The sequence below is a fragment of the Bowmanella yangjiangensis genome, from assembly GCF_017255015.1.
Lineage (GTDB): Bacteria > Pseudomonadota > Gammaproteobacteria > Enterobacterales > Alteromonadaceae > Bowmanella > Bowmanella yangjiangensis.
This window is the reverse complement of sequence record NZ_JAFKCS010000001.1, coordinates 366953-383459: the sequence shown is the minus strand read 5'-3', so window position 1 is coordinate 383459 and position 16507 is coordinate 366953. Positions and strand designations below refer to the sequence as shown.

At 49.4% G+C, this 16507-nt stretch carries 9 protein-coding genes; 2 read left to right on the top strand and 7 right to left on the bottom strand.

Going from position 1 to position 16507, the window contains the following annotated elements; genetic code table 11:
- Positions 1 to 38: 38 nt before the first annotated feature.
- The 3 genes from J0A65_RS01700 to J0A65_RS01690 are packed head-to-tail and all read right to left on the bottom strand — an operon-like array spanning position 39 to position 5562.
- Positions 39 to 1259, bottom strand: coding sequence for a phosphoenolpyruvate carboxylase (locus J0A65_RS01700; RefSeq protein ID WP_206592375.1), 1221 nt, complete (start codon positions 1257 to 1259; stop codon positions 39 to 41).
- Entirely contained in the window at positions 1256 to 1891 is a 636-nt protein-coding gene (locus J0A65_RS01695; protein ID WP_206592374.1) for a condensin complex protein MksE, read from the bottom strand. Before J0A65_RS01695 ends, J0A65_RS01700 begins: the two co-directional genes overlap by 4 nt.
- Positions 1888 to 5562: an ATP-binding protein gene (locus J0A65_RS01690; protein WP_206592373.1), complete on the bottom strand. Its 3675-nt coding sequence runs from the start codon at positions 5560 to 5562 to the stop codon at positions 1888 to 1890. The genes J0A65_RS01695 and J0A65_RS01690 overlap by 4 nt, the downstream gene beginning before the upstream one ends.
- Positions 5563 to 5751: 189 nt before the next feature.
- On the opposite strand from J0A65_RS01690, the gene J0A65_RS01685 reads away from it, so the two are divergent.
- Entirely contained in the window at positions 5752 to 8295 is a 2544-nt protein-coding gene (locus J0A65_RS01685) for a putative bifunctional diguanylate cyclase/phosphodiesterase (RefSeq protein WP_206592372.1), read from the top strand.
- A 13-nt stretch (positions 8296 to 8308) separates the two neighbouring features.
- On the opposite strand, the gene J0A65_RS01680 is transcribed toward J0A65_RS01685, so the two are convergent.
- The 3 genes from J0A65_RS01680 to J0A65_RS01670 all read right to left on the bottom strand — a co-directional run bounded on the left by J0A65_RS01680 (position 8309) and on the right by J0A65_RS01670 (position 13421).
- Positions 8309 to 8779: an acyloxyacyl hydrolase gene (locus tag J0A65_RS01680; protein ID WP_232848477.1), complete on the bottom strand. Its 471-nt coding sequence runs from the start codon at positions 8777 to 8779 to the stop codon at positions 8309 to 8311.
- A gap of 329 nt (positions 8780 to 9108) precedes the next feature.
- Positions 9109 to 10098: a response regulator gene (locus J0A65_RS01675; RefSeq protein ID WP_206592370.1), complete on the bottom strand. Its 990-nt coding sequence runs from the start codon at positions 10096 to 10098 to the stop codon at positions 9109 to 9111.
- Positions 10095 to 13421 carry an MHYT domain-containing protein gene (locus tag J0A65_RS01670; RefSeq protein ID WP_206592369.1) on the bottom strand — a complete coding sequence of 1109 codons (3327 nt, stop codon included), beginning with the start codon at positions 13419 to 13421 and terminating at the stop codon, positions 10095 to 10097. The genes J0A65_RS01675 and J0A65_RS01670 overlap by 4 nt, the downstream gene beginning before the upstream one ends.
- A 170-nt stretch (positions 13422 to 13591) precedes the next feature.
- Between J0A65_RS01670 and J0A65_RS01665 the strand changes: the two genes are divergently transcribed.
- Positions 13592 to 14437 carry an HDOD domain-containing protein gene (locus J0A65_RS01665; RefSeq protein ID WP_206592368.1) on the top strand — a complete coding sequence of 282 codons (846 nt, stop codon included), beginning with the start codon at positions 13592 to 13594 and terminating at the stop codon, positions 14435 to 14437.
- Here J0A65_RS01665 and J0A65_RS01660 read toward each other — a convergent pair.
- Positions 14434 to 16485, bottom strand: coding sequence for a putative bifunctional diguanylate cyclase/phosphodiesterase (locus J0A65_RS01660; protein ID WP_206592367.1), 2052 nt, complete (start codon positions 16483 to 16485; stop codon positions 14434 to 14436). The two genes, J0A65_RS01665 and J0A65_RS01660, sit on opposite strands and share 4 nt — an antisense overlap.
- Positions 16486 to 16507: the final 22 nt, after the last annotated feature.

Sequence of the window (16507 nt, the reverse complement as noted above, 5' to 3'; positions counted from 1 at the left end):
GGAAGAATACCGGCTGCTAACTATCAGTAGATGCGAAATTATCTGAGGCCCAGCTCAATATCACGGACAATATTATTACCGGTGAAGATGGGATGGTTCTCAACCTCGGGCTCCAGAGCAAAAAATTTACGGTCTTCTTCTGCCAGGCCCTGATATCCGCCAATTACCTGATAAATCCAGACTTCGGGATCAAAATCCAGCCCTTGCTTGGTCAGGTATTGCAGGGCTGTCAACCGCTGGCCTGTATCAATAACCTCACAGAAGTAGGCTTCCACCGCCTGGTGAATGGCTTTGTCGTCCAATTCCACCTGGCCCTGATTTTCAACCTCAATACTCTGTGCCGCACGCTGTTCATCGATGGGTTTGTCAGCACGGTGCAGGGCTTTAATGCGACCAACCAGCAGCAGCAAGTCCTGCTCGTGATCAACCCGATTTACATCCACTGCCGCTGGTTGTAACAAGGGCTTGGCCAGATTAAATAAGGTTGGCACCTGACTGTGGTTAGCATAATTCGCCGGAGCAAAATCAGGCTGCTGCTCCATATGCAGTAAAAAGCCCTTAAGCAGCCGGGTTTTGCCACGAAATTCACGAAAACGCCCCAGTAACTCCAACAAACGAGACTGTGCGATACTCAGTTCCTGGGTACAGCGCGCAAAGCTTTGCTGCAAGGCCACCACCAATAAATGGCGAAGTTCACGTATGCTGCCAGCCACATCAGACAGTTCGTCAAAGCGAAACATCTCCAGTTGGCTGAGTAATTCGGACACCTGATTTTGCGCCAGCTCGTTTTCCCGTATCTTGGCATCAATGGAGGCCACATAGCCAAACTCGTTATTGATCCGGCTGAACAGGGCTCGCACGCTATTGCCCAGAGATTCGGTCAGGGCATAAACATGCTCGGACAAATCGTTCATATGTGCCTGAGCTTCGGCATAACGATGGTGAGCCAGGGCTTCCTTATAGTGCTGCGCCAGGGTTTTCAGGCTGGCCAGAGTCGACCCTATGTTGGTGTCTATCTGCCGATTGCGCTCATCCTGTAAGCTACTTTCCAGTAACGTACGGACAGCTTTCTTTAACCTAAGCGGGCCACCAGCCTCCGGGCGCCATAAAATTCCCAGTTTTTTGAGGTTATCCAACGCACCGGGGCTGGCATCGCCTTCATGTAGGGTACCGCTTAAGTACACCTGCATGATCAAATCAGCATTGCGCGACAAGGCGTTAAGCAGTTTTACCCCGGCCTGATGCAGGTTCTGGTTCACAGCAGGCTCCCCTGAGCAATGGCAGACTCAGCCTGCTCTGCCAGTGACAAGGCTTCGGTTTCATCGATAAAGCGCAGCACTTCATACAGATAATCTATTTTGCCGGTAGCAATATAAATCTGCTTGTCAGGATTAGGTCTGAGCAGGTAACCCAATTCGGTTAACCGCTTGAACACCAGGTTAAGCTGACCGACCACCTCGGTACTGTTGGAATTAAACAACCGGTAACGCGCAATTTTAGCCAGTTGCTCTTTATAGGCTGGCGTGTCTTCGATAGTGGTTTGCAGTTCATTGGAACGAATGGTGCTGCCCTGAGTCACAGGAACGTCCGAGCCACTGCTTTGCTGCACTAACAACAACCATTCCACTAAGGGCAGTAAACCTGCGGCAATTTCCTGGAACTGACTGGATAAGACTTTTCGCTCACCCTCACCCAAAGTGCGGTATGCAGCAAAGTAGACCTGCCCATCGGCAGCCGATGATAAGCTGCGATTCAGCGTGCTTAGGTACTGGTCCACAGCCTCAAAATTGGCGCTTTGTTTCAAATAACGCCAACCGTCTTCATCACTGATTTCGCAGATAAAATCGCCAGACAGTAAACGTTCTAAAATACGACCTTGTTCACTGATCATGCGCTTTTCTCCTGCTCTTGATTACGTTGACGCAAGCGCTCACTAATGGCGCTGACCTTAGGCTGTACCACTTGCAGCTTGCGGCTTGCTTTATCGATAAGGTAGCGGTTATCAAACAAGGTCAAGACTTCGGACTCCGGATTAGGGAAAGCGCCGACAACGGAGATATTGTTGTTCTGACAGGCATCAAAGATCTTCTTCACGTTGCTTTGGTGCAAAGTACCCAACTCGTCAATCGGCCAGTGGATCACCGCATCCGCCTTACCACGCAATAAGCGGGTAAAGGCCAATAGGAACTTACACAAAATCAGGTAGGCCATACCATGGCTGGACGACTCGTTAAGCTGACGGTCGGTACGAATCACCAGGTCGCTCTTGCCTTCCCTCAGCTGCAATTCAATATCCAGCAGCTTACCAATGCCACCGGCCAGTGCCGCGCGACCGAGAATGTCCATCACCCGGCGCATACTCATGGCATAGTCATCGGGCGGTAGATCAGCGGCACCATCTTCCAACCATTCCTGATACAAACGGTTAAACTGAGTCAGCTCAGGCCAGAACTCCAGCTCGCTGATGCGGGAACGAATACGCACGGCCGAGTCTGAAACGCCATCCAGGAACAGCTCTTCTTCCACTTCCTGACTGATACGACGGCTTTGGGTGACGATACGCTTGTCGATATCTTCCAGTACCTTGTAGTACTGGCTCAGGTCAGCACCAAAGGTACGACCCAAATCCCGCAAGCCTTGCAGTTTTTGCGGGATCAATACATTGAGTAACTGATCCAAATGACTGACCAGACGGCGATGCTCCACAGTGCGCACGCCTTGGGCATTCACCACCGCACATTCTTCCCTGGAGCGCTCCCAGGTTTCGGCCAAGCCGGTTCCGGCTTGACTGGCAATCAGAGAATCAAAATGCTCCACATAGGCCTTGATGTCGCTGAGCAGTTTGTCACGGCGTTGTAGCAGTTGCTGACCTTCACCCAAACGCTGGCCGATGCTGGCTTTATCCGCCGCCACCTCGGCTTTAGGCAGGCTTAGGCGGTTTAACTGCGCATGCAGATTCTTAACATCCAGCTCCTGCTCACGGGCATTTTTCAGTAACTGCTCCATCTGGGTTTGCAGCTCTTTCAATTGAATACGCTGCTCTTTGTAGGCCCCTTCCTGCTTAGCCAGTTCACGTTCCGATTCCGCCAGCACCTTACGGGCGCGAGCCAGGCCTTGCTGCCAAGTGACCTTGTGCTGCAGATACACAGTGGCATGCCAGTGCTCGTAATCTTTCACTAGCCCACGGCTTTTCTCGGTTTTCAGAATGTCGGCTTTGAGGGTCTCAATCTGCTTGCGCAACGCGGCGATTTCGTCCACATCCACGCCACGTTTGGCCAATTCATTTTGCAGCCACAGCTGTGCCTGCTTCTTGTCATTGGAGGCTTGCTGACGGCTGTGTTGAATATGCTGCTCAACCTGCGTGATCTGACTACGTAAATCGTCTGTCACCTGCTGCCAATGGAACTGCAGCTCGGTTTCGGCGTCACGCTGCTGGTCACGGATTTCAGCCAGAGCTTGCTGTTGCTGGCCTTCGACCTGCTGCTGGCGTTTTTCATTGTCCTTCAGACGGTCTTTGTTCTGCTGCTTACGTTCCGCCAGGGCCGCACGATACTCCTGCAGTAGCTGCTCTTTATCTTGTTGCAAACGCTTACGGTTGGCTTCCAGGGTACGCTGTTCGCTGTCAGCCTGGGCTTGTTTCAGTTCCTGATTACGCACCGCTTCAGATGCCTGTGCCAGCTTCTGCTCGGCCAGATTCTGTTGTTCCACTGCTTCAGCCAGTAAACGCTGCGCCTCATCAAGCTGCGCCTGTAATTGCTGTTCACTGTGGGCATACTCGGGGGTATCCAGCAGGGATAAGTCCAGCTTCAACCCAAACAGGCTGTCTTGCGCTTCACTGAACAGCGGTTTTAAATCCTGGCGGGACAAAAGCTCAGCATTGATGACTTTACCCAGCGATTGCGGCCAATCCGGCAACTCGCGGCGCACAAATTCCAGTAAGCTGCCCTGGCCCGGATATAGCAGCGCTTCAATTTTGTCGACCTGCTGCTGGGCCTTGGCAAACTGTTTGCGGGCCTGTTCAAGCTCATTGACTGCCTGACTGCGCGCCTTATTGGCCTGGCTCAGCTCCTGATTCAGACGACGCTGTTTGTCACGTCCACTGTCTTCCAGTTCGGCGGCTTCCTGAATGCTCTCTTCCAGCAGCACCACCTGGCTTTGTTCAAACTCGTTAAAACCGGCATTGCGCAGGGCCGCAGACAACTCTGCATGCTGTACTTTCAGCTCCTGCAAGCGCAGTTGATAGTCCTGCTGGGCAGTGCTCAGTTGCTGCTGGTAGTCCTGGCGCAGCTCAGCCAATTTGCGCTGTTCGTCGGTACGGGCATCGGCCAGTTTCTCTTTCAGTTCCTGCTGCTTCTCACCATAAAGCTCCTGCTCCTGGCTAAGCTTTTCGCTGATGCCAGCTAACTGTTTGTTATAGCTGGACTCCACATCCTGATGCTGATCGGTCAACAAGCTGTAGCGAGCCTGCGCACCATCTAACTGGCTTTGCCACTGCGTTAGTTGGTTGAGGTTCTTCTGCAGGCTTTCAATGTCTTTATCCTGCCAATCCAGGTACTCCTTTTCGACCCTTTCCAGATCGCTTTCATAGGTACGGACTTCGGCTTTGGCTTCGGAGAGTTGCTGATTCAGACCGTCACGGGTGATAGCCCAGTCGCTTTCCTGCTTACGCAGAGTCAATATGGTTTCTTCCAGCTTGCCATCATGCTGCACTATGCTGGCCGCCAATTGGGTCAGGTCCACTGAGAATTGTTGGCGCAGCTGTGCCAGGCGCAACTCACTTTGGCTTAACTCATGATTAGCCTGTTCCAAGCGGCTAAACTGCGGACGAATGGCGTCAAATTCCTTGATCAGGTGACACTCGCGGATCCAATCTTCCACCTTGTTGCGGCTCAGACCCGAGCTGGGCGGCTGTACGCCGTCCTCTTCCAAAATGGCGGCGATCATGGCCTTGATGGTTTCCATCTTGCCTTCACGGGAATGCACAGCTTTGGCCAATTTTTCAATATGACGCAGGCTCTGTTGCGCTTCACACAGCGCGAAAATGCGTGCATAACCCAGCAGTTCACGGCCATTGCTGGACGAGTTCATCACGCCCCGATCATTCTGCAACACGGCACGAAAATCTTTGGTATTAAGCTGTTTGCTGACGGTAAAGCCATTTCGCGCCAATGCCCTGGCTTGCTCAACAGCCGGCAGGCTGGTGTGTTTACCACTTTTGTTCTGGTACAGGTAGTCATCCAGATCAAAGCCCTTGGCAATGAAGCGATAATTGACACCATTACCTGTGGAAGTCAGTACTAACTGGCAAAGCTCTTCTTCACCACTGCGATATTCATAAATAATAAAGCTCGACTCGCGGGGTAAATACCAACGTTCAAAGCTATCACGAGTGGCGGGTACTACGCGGCTGGGATATTCACCGTAAAAAACCGGAATCAAGCGCTGTAAGGTGGTTTTACCTGAGGCATTGGTGCCGCATATGTTGGTGTGACCATCTAGTTTTAGTTCAACCACCCCTGGCAGGTGGGTATCAATCAGTATCAGGCGGACTAATCCAGGCATAAAGTTCCTTGTACACGGATGGCGTATCCATCCGGAGGCAGGCCGCATGGCCCATGGACTACAAACACAAACGGCTATTCTATACCAAGGCCGCGGGGGAATTCACTATAGTGTGTCACCTTGATAGATGAGCAGAATGAATGATACTGACATAGACGCTTTGTTGTTTCGCAAGGGATTACAGGTCATATGCATATCAGTCTTCTGTCTACACCAGCCCTGTTTGCCGCCTCTATCGCCATGATTCTTATGGTGTCTTTGTTGGTTCTGGCTTCCGGCCTGTATCAGCACAATCATCAGGCGTATCCGACCTTCATTTTTCTGTGTTTGGTTGTGTCGTTATATCAATGGTCCACCTTTGAATATCACCAGATACAAGACCAGGAATCAGCTGTCTACTGGCTGAAGCTGCAAACTGCCTGTTATGTCGCCATACTGCCAGCGGCATATTTCTGTTTTGCGGTCTGGACCGGCCAGACAAGTACAAGAATATGGCTACAGTTACTCTTGGTGTGGTCGCTGATATTAGCGGTACTCAACTTTGTACTGCCTTACGGCCTAAAATTCAGCCATATTGACCAGGTTGTCACCTGGTCAGGTGATACAGGTTATATGCTGCAAAATTTTGTCGGCCCATTACATTGGGCTGGTATTCTTTTGCATTTGACCGGGCTGATTCTTATCTTATGGTTGCTTTGGCGCTGCTGGATATTACTCAAACAGGGCAAAAGGTTGATGGCCATGGGCATTAGCTTCTTCGTAATGTTGCTGATGGTCACCTGGGTACTTGCGGCAGGCATTCAAACTGGTCGAATCAATTCAGTGCAGCTGGTTGGCTTTACCTTCAACTACTTTTTGCTTTTAGTGTGCATTAACGTCGCCAAGCAACTGCACCGTCAGCGTGAAAAACTTCAGTTGGCGTTAACTACCAGTGAACGTGTTGCCGGAGCGCTGCAAGGGCTGATGCGCGGTATGGTGTATCAGGACGGCAGTAGCTTTTATGCCAATCAGGTTGAGCAATTACAACGGCTCTACCAGTCTGATATTTGCTTTATCGGGCAATTCGAAACAAATATTGAAGAGGCGGCACAAGTACAAGTGTTAGCCATGCAAAAAGACGGCAAGCCTGTCGAGGGATTTACATATCCGCTTAGCGGCTCACCTTGTCAGGGACTTAGAAACAAAGAGATCTGCACTTACTACCAGAATGTACAGCAACAATTTCCTCAGGACTCAATATTGGCCCAGGAACATATTCAGGCTTATCTGGGGATGCCGGTTAAAGATGTCAGCGGTAATCCTATTGGCTTGATAGTGTTGCTGTTTCGACACGAAATAGAACCTATTGAAGAGTTTGAACAGACCCTCATGCTGTTTGCCGCGCGCACCGCCGCAGAAATACAGCGAGAAGGTGCAGAGCAGCGGCTAAAACGTGCGGCCTACACTGATAGTCTGACTAATTTGCCGAACCGTAAGGCGCTTTGGGATTGGCTGACTAATCAACCTGCAAATACCTGGCAACGCTATCCAACCTTCCAGTTACTGCTGATCGATATCGACGGCTTTAAAGATATCAATAAACTACACGGCCAGGCTGTTGGCGATCGGGTACTACAAGAGGTGGCTAAACGCCTCAAAGCCGATGCAAAGGAAGAGGATCTGATTGTTCGCTACAGCAGTAACAGCTTTGCCTTTATCAAACAAGGCATAGAGGGTAGAGACGACCCGATGATAAAACTGCATGGCGAGACCATCGCGAGCCTGATCCGAACCCCCATAGAGCTTGCTGGCAGACAGCTTAAACTGGTTGCAAGCATAGGATCAGCGCTAGCGTGCCAGGCCAACAATCAGGAGGAGTTGCTGCGCTTTGTCGAGTCCGCCCTAAAACAAGCCAAAGAGGAAGGCAGCGGCGGTATACGACGCTTTGACCCGGCCTTACAAAGTCTGCTAGATGATCGCTTACTATTAGAGAAAGAACTGGCCGATTCCATAAAAAAAGGCGAGTTTTTCCTATTATTTCAACCACAGACCACCTCCAAGGGCGAATTATTGGGTGCGGAGGTACTGATCCGCTGGGCACACCCGGTAAAAGGCATGATTCGCCCCGACCTGTTTATCAGTGTGGCCGAAGAAACCGGCTTGATCCGTCTTTTGGGTCAGTGGCTATTTGATGCTGTGTTTCGTCAGATCCAGACCTGGCGAAGACAAAATATTAGCTACCCCAAACATTTGGCTATCAATGTCTCTCCCTTGCAATTCCTTGATGCCGACTTTGTGGAAAATCTGCAAAAGCAGATGCTGTACTACGATATCAACCCAACCGAAATCGTGATTGAATTGGTGGAAACCGGTTTACTCAATGATAAAACTGATACACTGCAGAAACTGCATAGGCTTCGCGAACTGGGTTTCAAACTTGCACTGGATGACTTTGGTACAGGTTATTCTTCACTGTCCTATCTTAAAGATTTGCCACTGGATATTTTAAAAATCGATAAGTCCTTTGTGGATGATCTCCAAACTGCCAGTACTCATAAGTTGGTCAGCGCTATTGTTGATATCAGTCATCATCTCGGCTTGGAAATCGTCTGTGAGGGTGTCGAACAGCAATGGCAGGTTGAGCGTCTGCGTGACATGGGATGCAGACGCTTTCAAGGCTACCATTTTGCCCGTCCGTTGGCCGCAGATAAACTTATACAGTGGCAATTTGCCGACGCATCATCTAACGCCTGACACCAGCTTTGTTTTAAAAGCGCCAGGCATAGGAAAGATTGATAAAATCCATACCAGGGTTTTTGTCATTCAGACCACCGTTGGAATAATGCATATAGCGCAGCGACAGCGATTCTTTGTCTTCCAGTTGCAGTACCAATCCCAGACGATCTTCAAATTGGTAGTGTGAACCTATGTCTTTGTTGGCAAAACGGGTGTCATCCACCAAAGAAAAACCTATGCCAAACTCCCATTTCAATGGGTAGCCATACAAGGTGGTAAATTGTTTGCTGATCACTGGTGAAAGCGCCAACACCAAATTGTTTTCGTCGAAACTGTCGGCGCTAAACTCCCAAATGTTCAAACTCAGCTCAAAGTAAATATCTACTTCTCCGAGCCAGTCGATGCTGGTCAACTGTCCATAGTAAGGACGATAAGCCAGTCTGACGCCAGTCAGGTCACCTTCACCACGCAACAAATCAATGGCAATGCCCTGGTCTGCCATCAGTCTAGGTGTAAACAGAAAAGCCGCCCCTATTAACAAATTAAATATATATTTCACAGCAAAATACATTCACAAAACAGATGTATCAGTATTATGAGGATGAGTATTTTCAATTCAAATTAAAAATACATAACCAACACATACATCATATTTATGAATGATTTTAACGAGATCATTGTCCCGGTTTACGAGGCTCAACAAGCCCAGACGAGCGAAAACATTCCCCGTAAACGCGAATTAATATGACAAGATGGTTAGCAAAAGAAATGCGCTGCTTAGTGACCCATCAAACCAGTTGATCACTAGGCATTTGTCAAAAATAAAAGATGCTAGCTGTCTACCCAGCGCGCTTTGACTTCCAGAATGCTGTCTATTTCCTGTTCAAGCAAAGGAACCAGTGCAGGATCAAAATGCTTACCTTGCTGTTCACGAATATGCGCTAAGGCATCTTCAATGGACCAAGCCGCCTTGTAGGGCCTTGCACTGGTCAGCGCATCAAACACATCAGCCAGCGCAACAATTCTGGCTTCGATAGGAATAGCTTCGCCTTTCAGGCCTTTTGGATATCCGCTGCCGTCCCACTTCTCATGATGGCAGAGTGCCACTGTCCTGGCCATCTGCATTAAGCGGGAGTCACATTCTCCGAGGATTTCCGCACCAATTTCAGGGTGATCCTGCATGACACGATATTCTTCGGCGGTTAGCTTACCGGGCTTAAGTAGAATATGGTCTGCAATGCCAATCTTGCCGATATCATGCATAGGTGCCGCATGCAGTAACTCTTCGGCGTGCTGCTCAGAAAACCCATACGCCAGCGCAATGATCCTGGCGTAGTGGCTCATGCGCAGCACATGGTTGCCGGTTTCATTGTCTTTATACTCAGCGGCGCGTCCAAGGCATTGAATTATCCTAAGACGACTCAGTTTGATCTCATCCGCTTTAACCAATGACAGGTGAGTTCTTACTCTGGCTCTCACTACCGCAGGGGTAACAGGTTTTGTGATGTAGTCGACGGCGCCCAAATCAAAGCCACGGGTTTCATCCACCTCATCTTTCAACGCCGTAACGAATATCACGGGGATGCTTGCCAGCGCCGTATCAGCTTTTAGTTGCAAGCAAACATCAAACCCCGTCATACCAGGCATCATCACATCCAGTAAGATCAAATCGGGCTTATCACGCTTGGCAATGTTTAGGGCTTCCTCGCCTGAACGAGCAAAAATCAAACGGTATTGTTCCTGCAAAACCAGTTTCAACACCTTCAAATTAGCCGGTTCGTCATCCACTATCAGAATGCTGGGTTGGTCTGCCACACTCATTGCTTGTTCCCCTCATTAATAATGGTCAACGCCTGCTCAAGCAATTGACTTGCAGCAACAAAATCAAATTCATTAAAGGCCTCTGCAATGGCCTCCATTAAAGGACCGGAAACGCCCGCACAACGCGCAGTTAAGTCATTCAGAGCTTGATCATCAAACTCATTGGCAGCGGCCGCTTTCTGTAGCCGTAGCAGTATGTCCAGACATTCACCACGGTCTGCGACCAGTTGCTGTTCTGCAATAGTGAGCTGCATATCACTCTGCTCACCTAGCCAGTTTTCTAGTGCAGTCATTTGTATTTGCAAAGCTTGAATAATGCTATCACTCTGCGCCAGCTGGCCCTGCCTGGCCTGACGCTCCAACTGCATGGATAACTCCGCCAGGGTCTCAAGCGCCAAATTACCACAGAGTCCCGTTAGCGCATGGGCTCGTTCCAGCAGAGCTGCCGTATCAGCATTCTCAAGCATCTGTTGGAGTTGTTCTGGCAAGCTTGAATAGCGACCAACGAAACTAAGCAGCTCTTTAATATAAGTGGCTTCCTGCCCCCACAGTTGCAAAGCCTTCCCCATATTAACCAACTTGGCTTCACCATTGGGTTGCTTATGCTCAATCTCGGGCTTTAAATCAAGCCCAAGAACCTTAGCTATCTCAAGGATTAAAGCCGGCATATCCACAGGCTTACTGGCAAAGCCTTGCATGTCTGCGTCCTTGGCAGCCTGTTTGTCTTCATCCAGAACACTGGCCGTTAAGGCAATGATAGGTAAGGCCCCGCGGCCAACCTCTGCTTCCCAGGCACGAATCGCCCTGCTGGCAGCCAACCCATCCAACTCGGGCATTTGAATATCCATCAACACCAGATCAAAGCTCTGCTGCTTAACCTGCTCCAGAGCCTCAAGTCCATTGCTAGCCACCACAACCTGATGACCAGCATTGCCAAGCAACAGCTTCAGCAAATCCTGGTTCTGCTGAATATCGTCGGCCACCAATATGCGCAGACTAGGTAATCTGGCCGCCGTACGTTTATCAACGGCGACAACAGGTTGGCCTTCATTCAGGGGCAGGCTGAAACCGAACGTGCTTCCCATACCTGGAGTACTGTTGGCCCAAATCTGCCCGCCCATCAGTTCCACTAATTGCTTGCTGATGGTTGTACCCAAACCCGTTCCGCCAAAGCGCCGACTCATGGAAGCATCCGCCTGGGTGAAAGGCTCAAAGATATATCTTAAGCGCTCGGCTTCTATCCCCATACCGGTATCGGTGATACAAAAGCGCACTACCCCTTCCTGCTCAACACCGACGTCCAGCCTAACCTGGCCTTGTTCAGTAAATTTAATGGCATTGCCGACTAAATTAGTCAAAACTTGGCGAATTCTGTCAGGTGCCCCTCGATAAAATTCATGTAATTCAGGGGCAAGATGCAGAGTCAGCTCCAAACCTTTTTTGCGCGCTTGTAACCACAAGGTAGACACCACTTGGTCGGTTAACTCCATCATAGAGAAATCCCGCCACTCTAGTTCCAGCTTGCCCTTTTCTAACTTGGCACTGTCAAGAATGTCGTTGAGTAGATGCAACAGTGATCGGGCTGACTGATTGATGGTTTTCAGATGCCGTTGCTGCTCTTGATCAAGCTGACTATTCACCAACACATCGCTAAAGCCAATGATGGCATTCATGGGTGTACGGATCTCATGACTCATGTTCGCCAGAAACGCCGAACGAGCCGCAGCAGCCTGCTCAGCACGCTCCTTGGCCACCAGTAATTCCTGCTCCATCTGTTTTCTGCTGGTAATGTCCATAATGAAACCATCCAGCCAAACCACTTCCCCTTGTTCATTGCGCACCGGGCCGCCATTGTCCAGCATCCAACGCACATTGCCGAAGCGGTCAATAATCCGGTACTCCACGCAAAAATGCTCTTCATAGCAGGACATTTCCAAGAGTCTGTCTCTGTCTTCAGGATGAAATAAATCAGAGAAGTTTCGCTTGGGATTGGGCAGGATGAAGTCCTCGGCAGCAAAGCCCGTCAGTTGCTCTACCGCCTCGCTGATAAATATCATGGCAAAACCAATATCTGCCTGGCAGCGATAAGCAGCACCTGGAATGTTACTGATTAAAGAACGGTATTTGGCTTCATTGTCTTTTAGCGCCTTTTCCATGCGCAGCCGCTGACTGATATCAGTAATAAAGGCGACAAATAAGTTTTCACCCGGCAGCCTGGCATGGCCAATAGCCAATCTCACCGGCAAGGTGACGCCGGATTTGTGCAGCGCCAGCACCTCACGTCCAGTGCCAATAATTTTGGCCTCGCCGGTACGCAAATAGCGCCCCAGATAATCATCGTGCTCATCAGAAAACGGCTGAGGCATTAACATGCTGACATTTTTGCCCTGAATATCGTCAGCCCGCCAACCGAAGATTTTCTCCGCAGCCTGGTTTATACCCAGCACTAAGCCTTTTTCACTTATTGTAACGACACCATCAACCGCTGTATCCATCATGGCTTTTAGACGTGTTTCATTGCGTCTTGCCACCTGACTGATTTGTCTATATTTGAACAGCAAGTTAACGATGACCACCATAGTCGTCATCAAAATAGTGGTAATCGCGATACCGAGCGCCATCACTTCAGAATGGTTAATCTGCTCGCTAAGTTGCATCCCCTCCGGTGGCACAAAACGTGCCGCCGCCATACCGGTATAGTGCATACCGCTGATAGCCAGCCCCATCACGGTACCACTGAACAGATTCAATGCGGTGGGTGAAAGCTGAGCCGCCGTAAAACGTCTGATACCAAAGCGTACCCACAACGATAACCAAGCCAGGGCCACCGCCACAAAGATAGATAGCCCGAACAACCAGGGGTCGTATTTCAGTGCTGGCGCCATTTGCATGGCCGCCATGCCAACATAGTGCATAGTGCCTATGCCAGCCCCCATTAGTACCGCACCTAATGTGAGCTGCAGCAGGCTAACCTGCTTACGGCTGATCAATGACAAGGCTACCCAGGATGCTCCCATACTTGGCAGCATGGATAGCAAGGTCAGATTAGTAGCGTAATTTACTTCTGTGCATAATTGAAAGGCCAACATGCCGATGAAATGCATAGACCACACACCGGCTCCCAATGCCACACTGCCTGCGAATAAGAGTAAAGCGCTTCGCTGTGTTGTTTGCCGTGCTTGGCCAGCCAGTTGCATAGCCATGGAGGAGGAAAAAATAGAAACCAGAATGGACAGTAGTACTAGCCAGGAATCGTAATTGCCGAACATCAGCAAATTGTCCTGAGGGTAGGTAAAGTAGTGACGTAACAAGTCCAACAACATGACTTCCCTTTAGTAAGGATATGTCAAATCATACCGTGGCATGAACATCTGGCAAGCAAGATATGTTGCACAATGAGATAATTAGCCAGGGAAATACTGTTGTTAGGTGGTTAAAGTTTCGACCTTTCGACTATCCTGAGATCAGAAGACTAAAAAGGACTAATTAACTTATGCAAGCCACTGATTACGCTATGGCCGTGACCGACTCATTTGCCTTGCCGGACGCCTGTACGCGTATTAAGGAATTACTGGAAGATCCCAGTTCAACTGCAGCCGATATTGCCAATGTCGTTTCTTTGGACCCTTCACTAAGCAGCAAATTGCTCAAGCTGGCAAACAGTGCGCTGTACAACTTTAATACAGAGATCAGTACCATCAGCCGTGCTGTCAGCGCCATAGGAGCCAAAGCTCTGTATAGCCTGGTCATGACCGAAACTGCGCGTAGCGCCTTCAAGCATTTTGAAAACAATGCTATTGATCTGGAGCGCTTTTGGCAGCAAAGCGTGTACGCAGGGTTAATCGCGAAACATCTGGCCCTTGAAACCGGGCAAAAAGATACCGAGCGTTTCTTTTTACTTGGCTTATTGCATAACTTTGGTGAACTGGCAGTGGCCAATCGTTCCCCTGAGCTGGCTTCTCAATGTGAGCAGTTTGAACAAAAGATACGACCTTGGGATAAACAAAAGCAACTGTTGGGCTTTACCTATGCGGAATGCAGCGCTCAGATTCTCATGCTGTGGAATCTGCCGTCGAACCTCTTTACCCCTATCGCTAATCAGCACAATGAAGCATTGGCGCTCAAGCAAACCGATATTGCCATCGTTTATCTTGCTGTACGGCTGGCCTTACAATGTGCTCTGCCAAATGAAAAATGTACCGATCACTTGATCAATGCAGAGATTATCGACAGCCTCAGGCTCGGTGAAACAGAGCTGGAAAATGTCATCCTTAGCAGCAAAGTCGAGTCTTACAAAATATTGATTATTATGAATCCTGAATTGTTTGCCAGCCCTTAAGCTGAGAGGAGAGTAGCTTCAATCTCTGCATAGCTTACTGGCTTGGCAAACAAGTAACCCTGCCCTAAATCGCACCCCATCTTCAACAAGATATCACGCTGACGCTCTGTCTCTATGCCTTCAGCCAATACTCGCATACCTACCGCGTCGGCCATAGCGATCATGGCATTTACCAGACCATAGTTCTTCGGATGTTCAATATCTTTGATAAACACTCTGTCTATCTTTAACAACTGTACCGGCAAGTCTTTGAGATACCCCAATGAAGAATAGCCTGTACCAAAGTCATCGATGGCGATGTTGACGCCGTGTCGTTTGAACAGTTGCAAGTTGTCCATGATAACCTGAGAATTTCCCATCGCTACCCCTTCGGTAATCTCAAGCTCAATACAATTCATGGGCAAATTCAGCTCGGCTGTCATTCGTTCGACCTGACTGAACAATCCCGGCAAAGAGAAATGCGCGGCGGTAATATTCACCGCAATAGGCTTGACCTTAAAACCGGCGTTCCGCCAAGTGGAAATCTGCTGTAGCACATTGGACAACACCCAAAGGTCAAGTTCGATACCCAAATTGACTTTTTCGGCAATCGCCACAAACACCTGAGGACTGACGGTACCGAGCTCCGGATCATGCCAGCGAATCAAGGCTTCATAGCCGTCCAGACTCATGTCCGCCAGATTATATTTGGCCTGCAGAACCACTTCGAACAGATTTAAGTCCAAGGCTCTGCGTATACCTTGCTCAATCTCCAAACGCATGGTGAGTTGCTGATGGATATCCTGATGATAAACCCGCACGGGATGATGGCTGGCCTTGGCCTCAAACATGGCGGACTCGGCCTGGCGAACCAACACTGGCAGATCTGTTGCCCCATCTCCGTAAAAGCTGATGCCTACCACAGCCGACAACACCAGTTTTTCTCCCGCCAGGACGTAAGGTTCGATAATGCTCTGCAACAGGGTTTCAGCCAGCTGCAAGGCTTGAGCTTTATCCTCCAGAGGTACAACCAGAAGAAAATCGTCGGCGCCAGGGCGGCATATCAAACTGTCAGCAGGCATGCATGATTTAATACGCTGCGCCGCCTCAATCAGCATCAGGTCGCCTACATCCTGGCCATACTTTTCATTAATTAGACGAAAGCGATAGCAGTCGGTGAAAAATACTGCGTAATGCTCAGCGTTACCTAAAGTGCGCGCAAAAGCCCGGTTAAGACCATCCTTGTTGAAAAAGCCGGTCAAACTATCGTATTCGGCCAAGAACTTGGCGTGCTGCTTGGCCTTCACCTGCTCGGTAATATTGTTACCAATTGCTTGAATCTCGTAGTGAAACTCGGAACTGGCTGGCAGGGTTCTAAAGGTCCAGTCGATAAAATGTGTACTGCCTTGTTGGTCCAGCACGGCACAAGAAAGACTCAAGCTGGCTTCATCCTGTTCAGCACGCAATCGGTTGAGAATCGACTCCACCTTTTGGCGGTCATCCTCATGGATGAACTCCATCAGAGAAATCCCCAGCACTTCGGATTCTTGGTAGCCTAGCTGTTCACAAAAGGCATTATTGACGAAGCTAAGGCGCAAACTGCTGCTCAAGCGACAAATAAATTCCCGCTGATATTGGATGATGTCTTTGTAGCGTCTTTCGGCGGAGCTCAGCTGTTCCAAAAGGCCTTTGAATTCGCTGAGGTCATGGCAAATGCCAACAAACAAACGTCCTTCCGCCGTCTGAGCCTCTCCAACGCTCAAATGCATAGGAAAGATACTCCCATCTTTGCGACGACCAAGCACATCGCGACCAATACCGATAACCTTAGCTCGACCGCTGCGGGTGTAATTCTCTAAATATCCGTCATGGGCATGTGCATCTTTGGCAGGCATCAGAACTTTGACGTTCTGCCCCAATACCTCAACCCTGTCATAACCAAACAAGCGCTCGGCAGACGACGAAAAATAGCTGATCAACCCTTTATCATTAATGATGATAATGGCATCTACCGCAGCATCCATTATGGCCTGCTGAATAGCTTCAAACTGTAGTTCCGGGTTGGACAAGTGCCCTCCAATTGCTATTTCC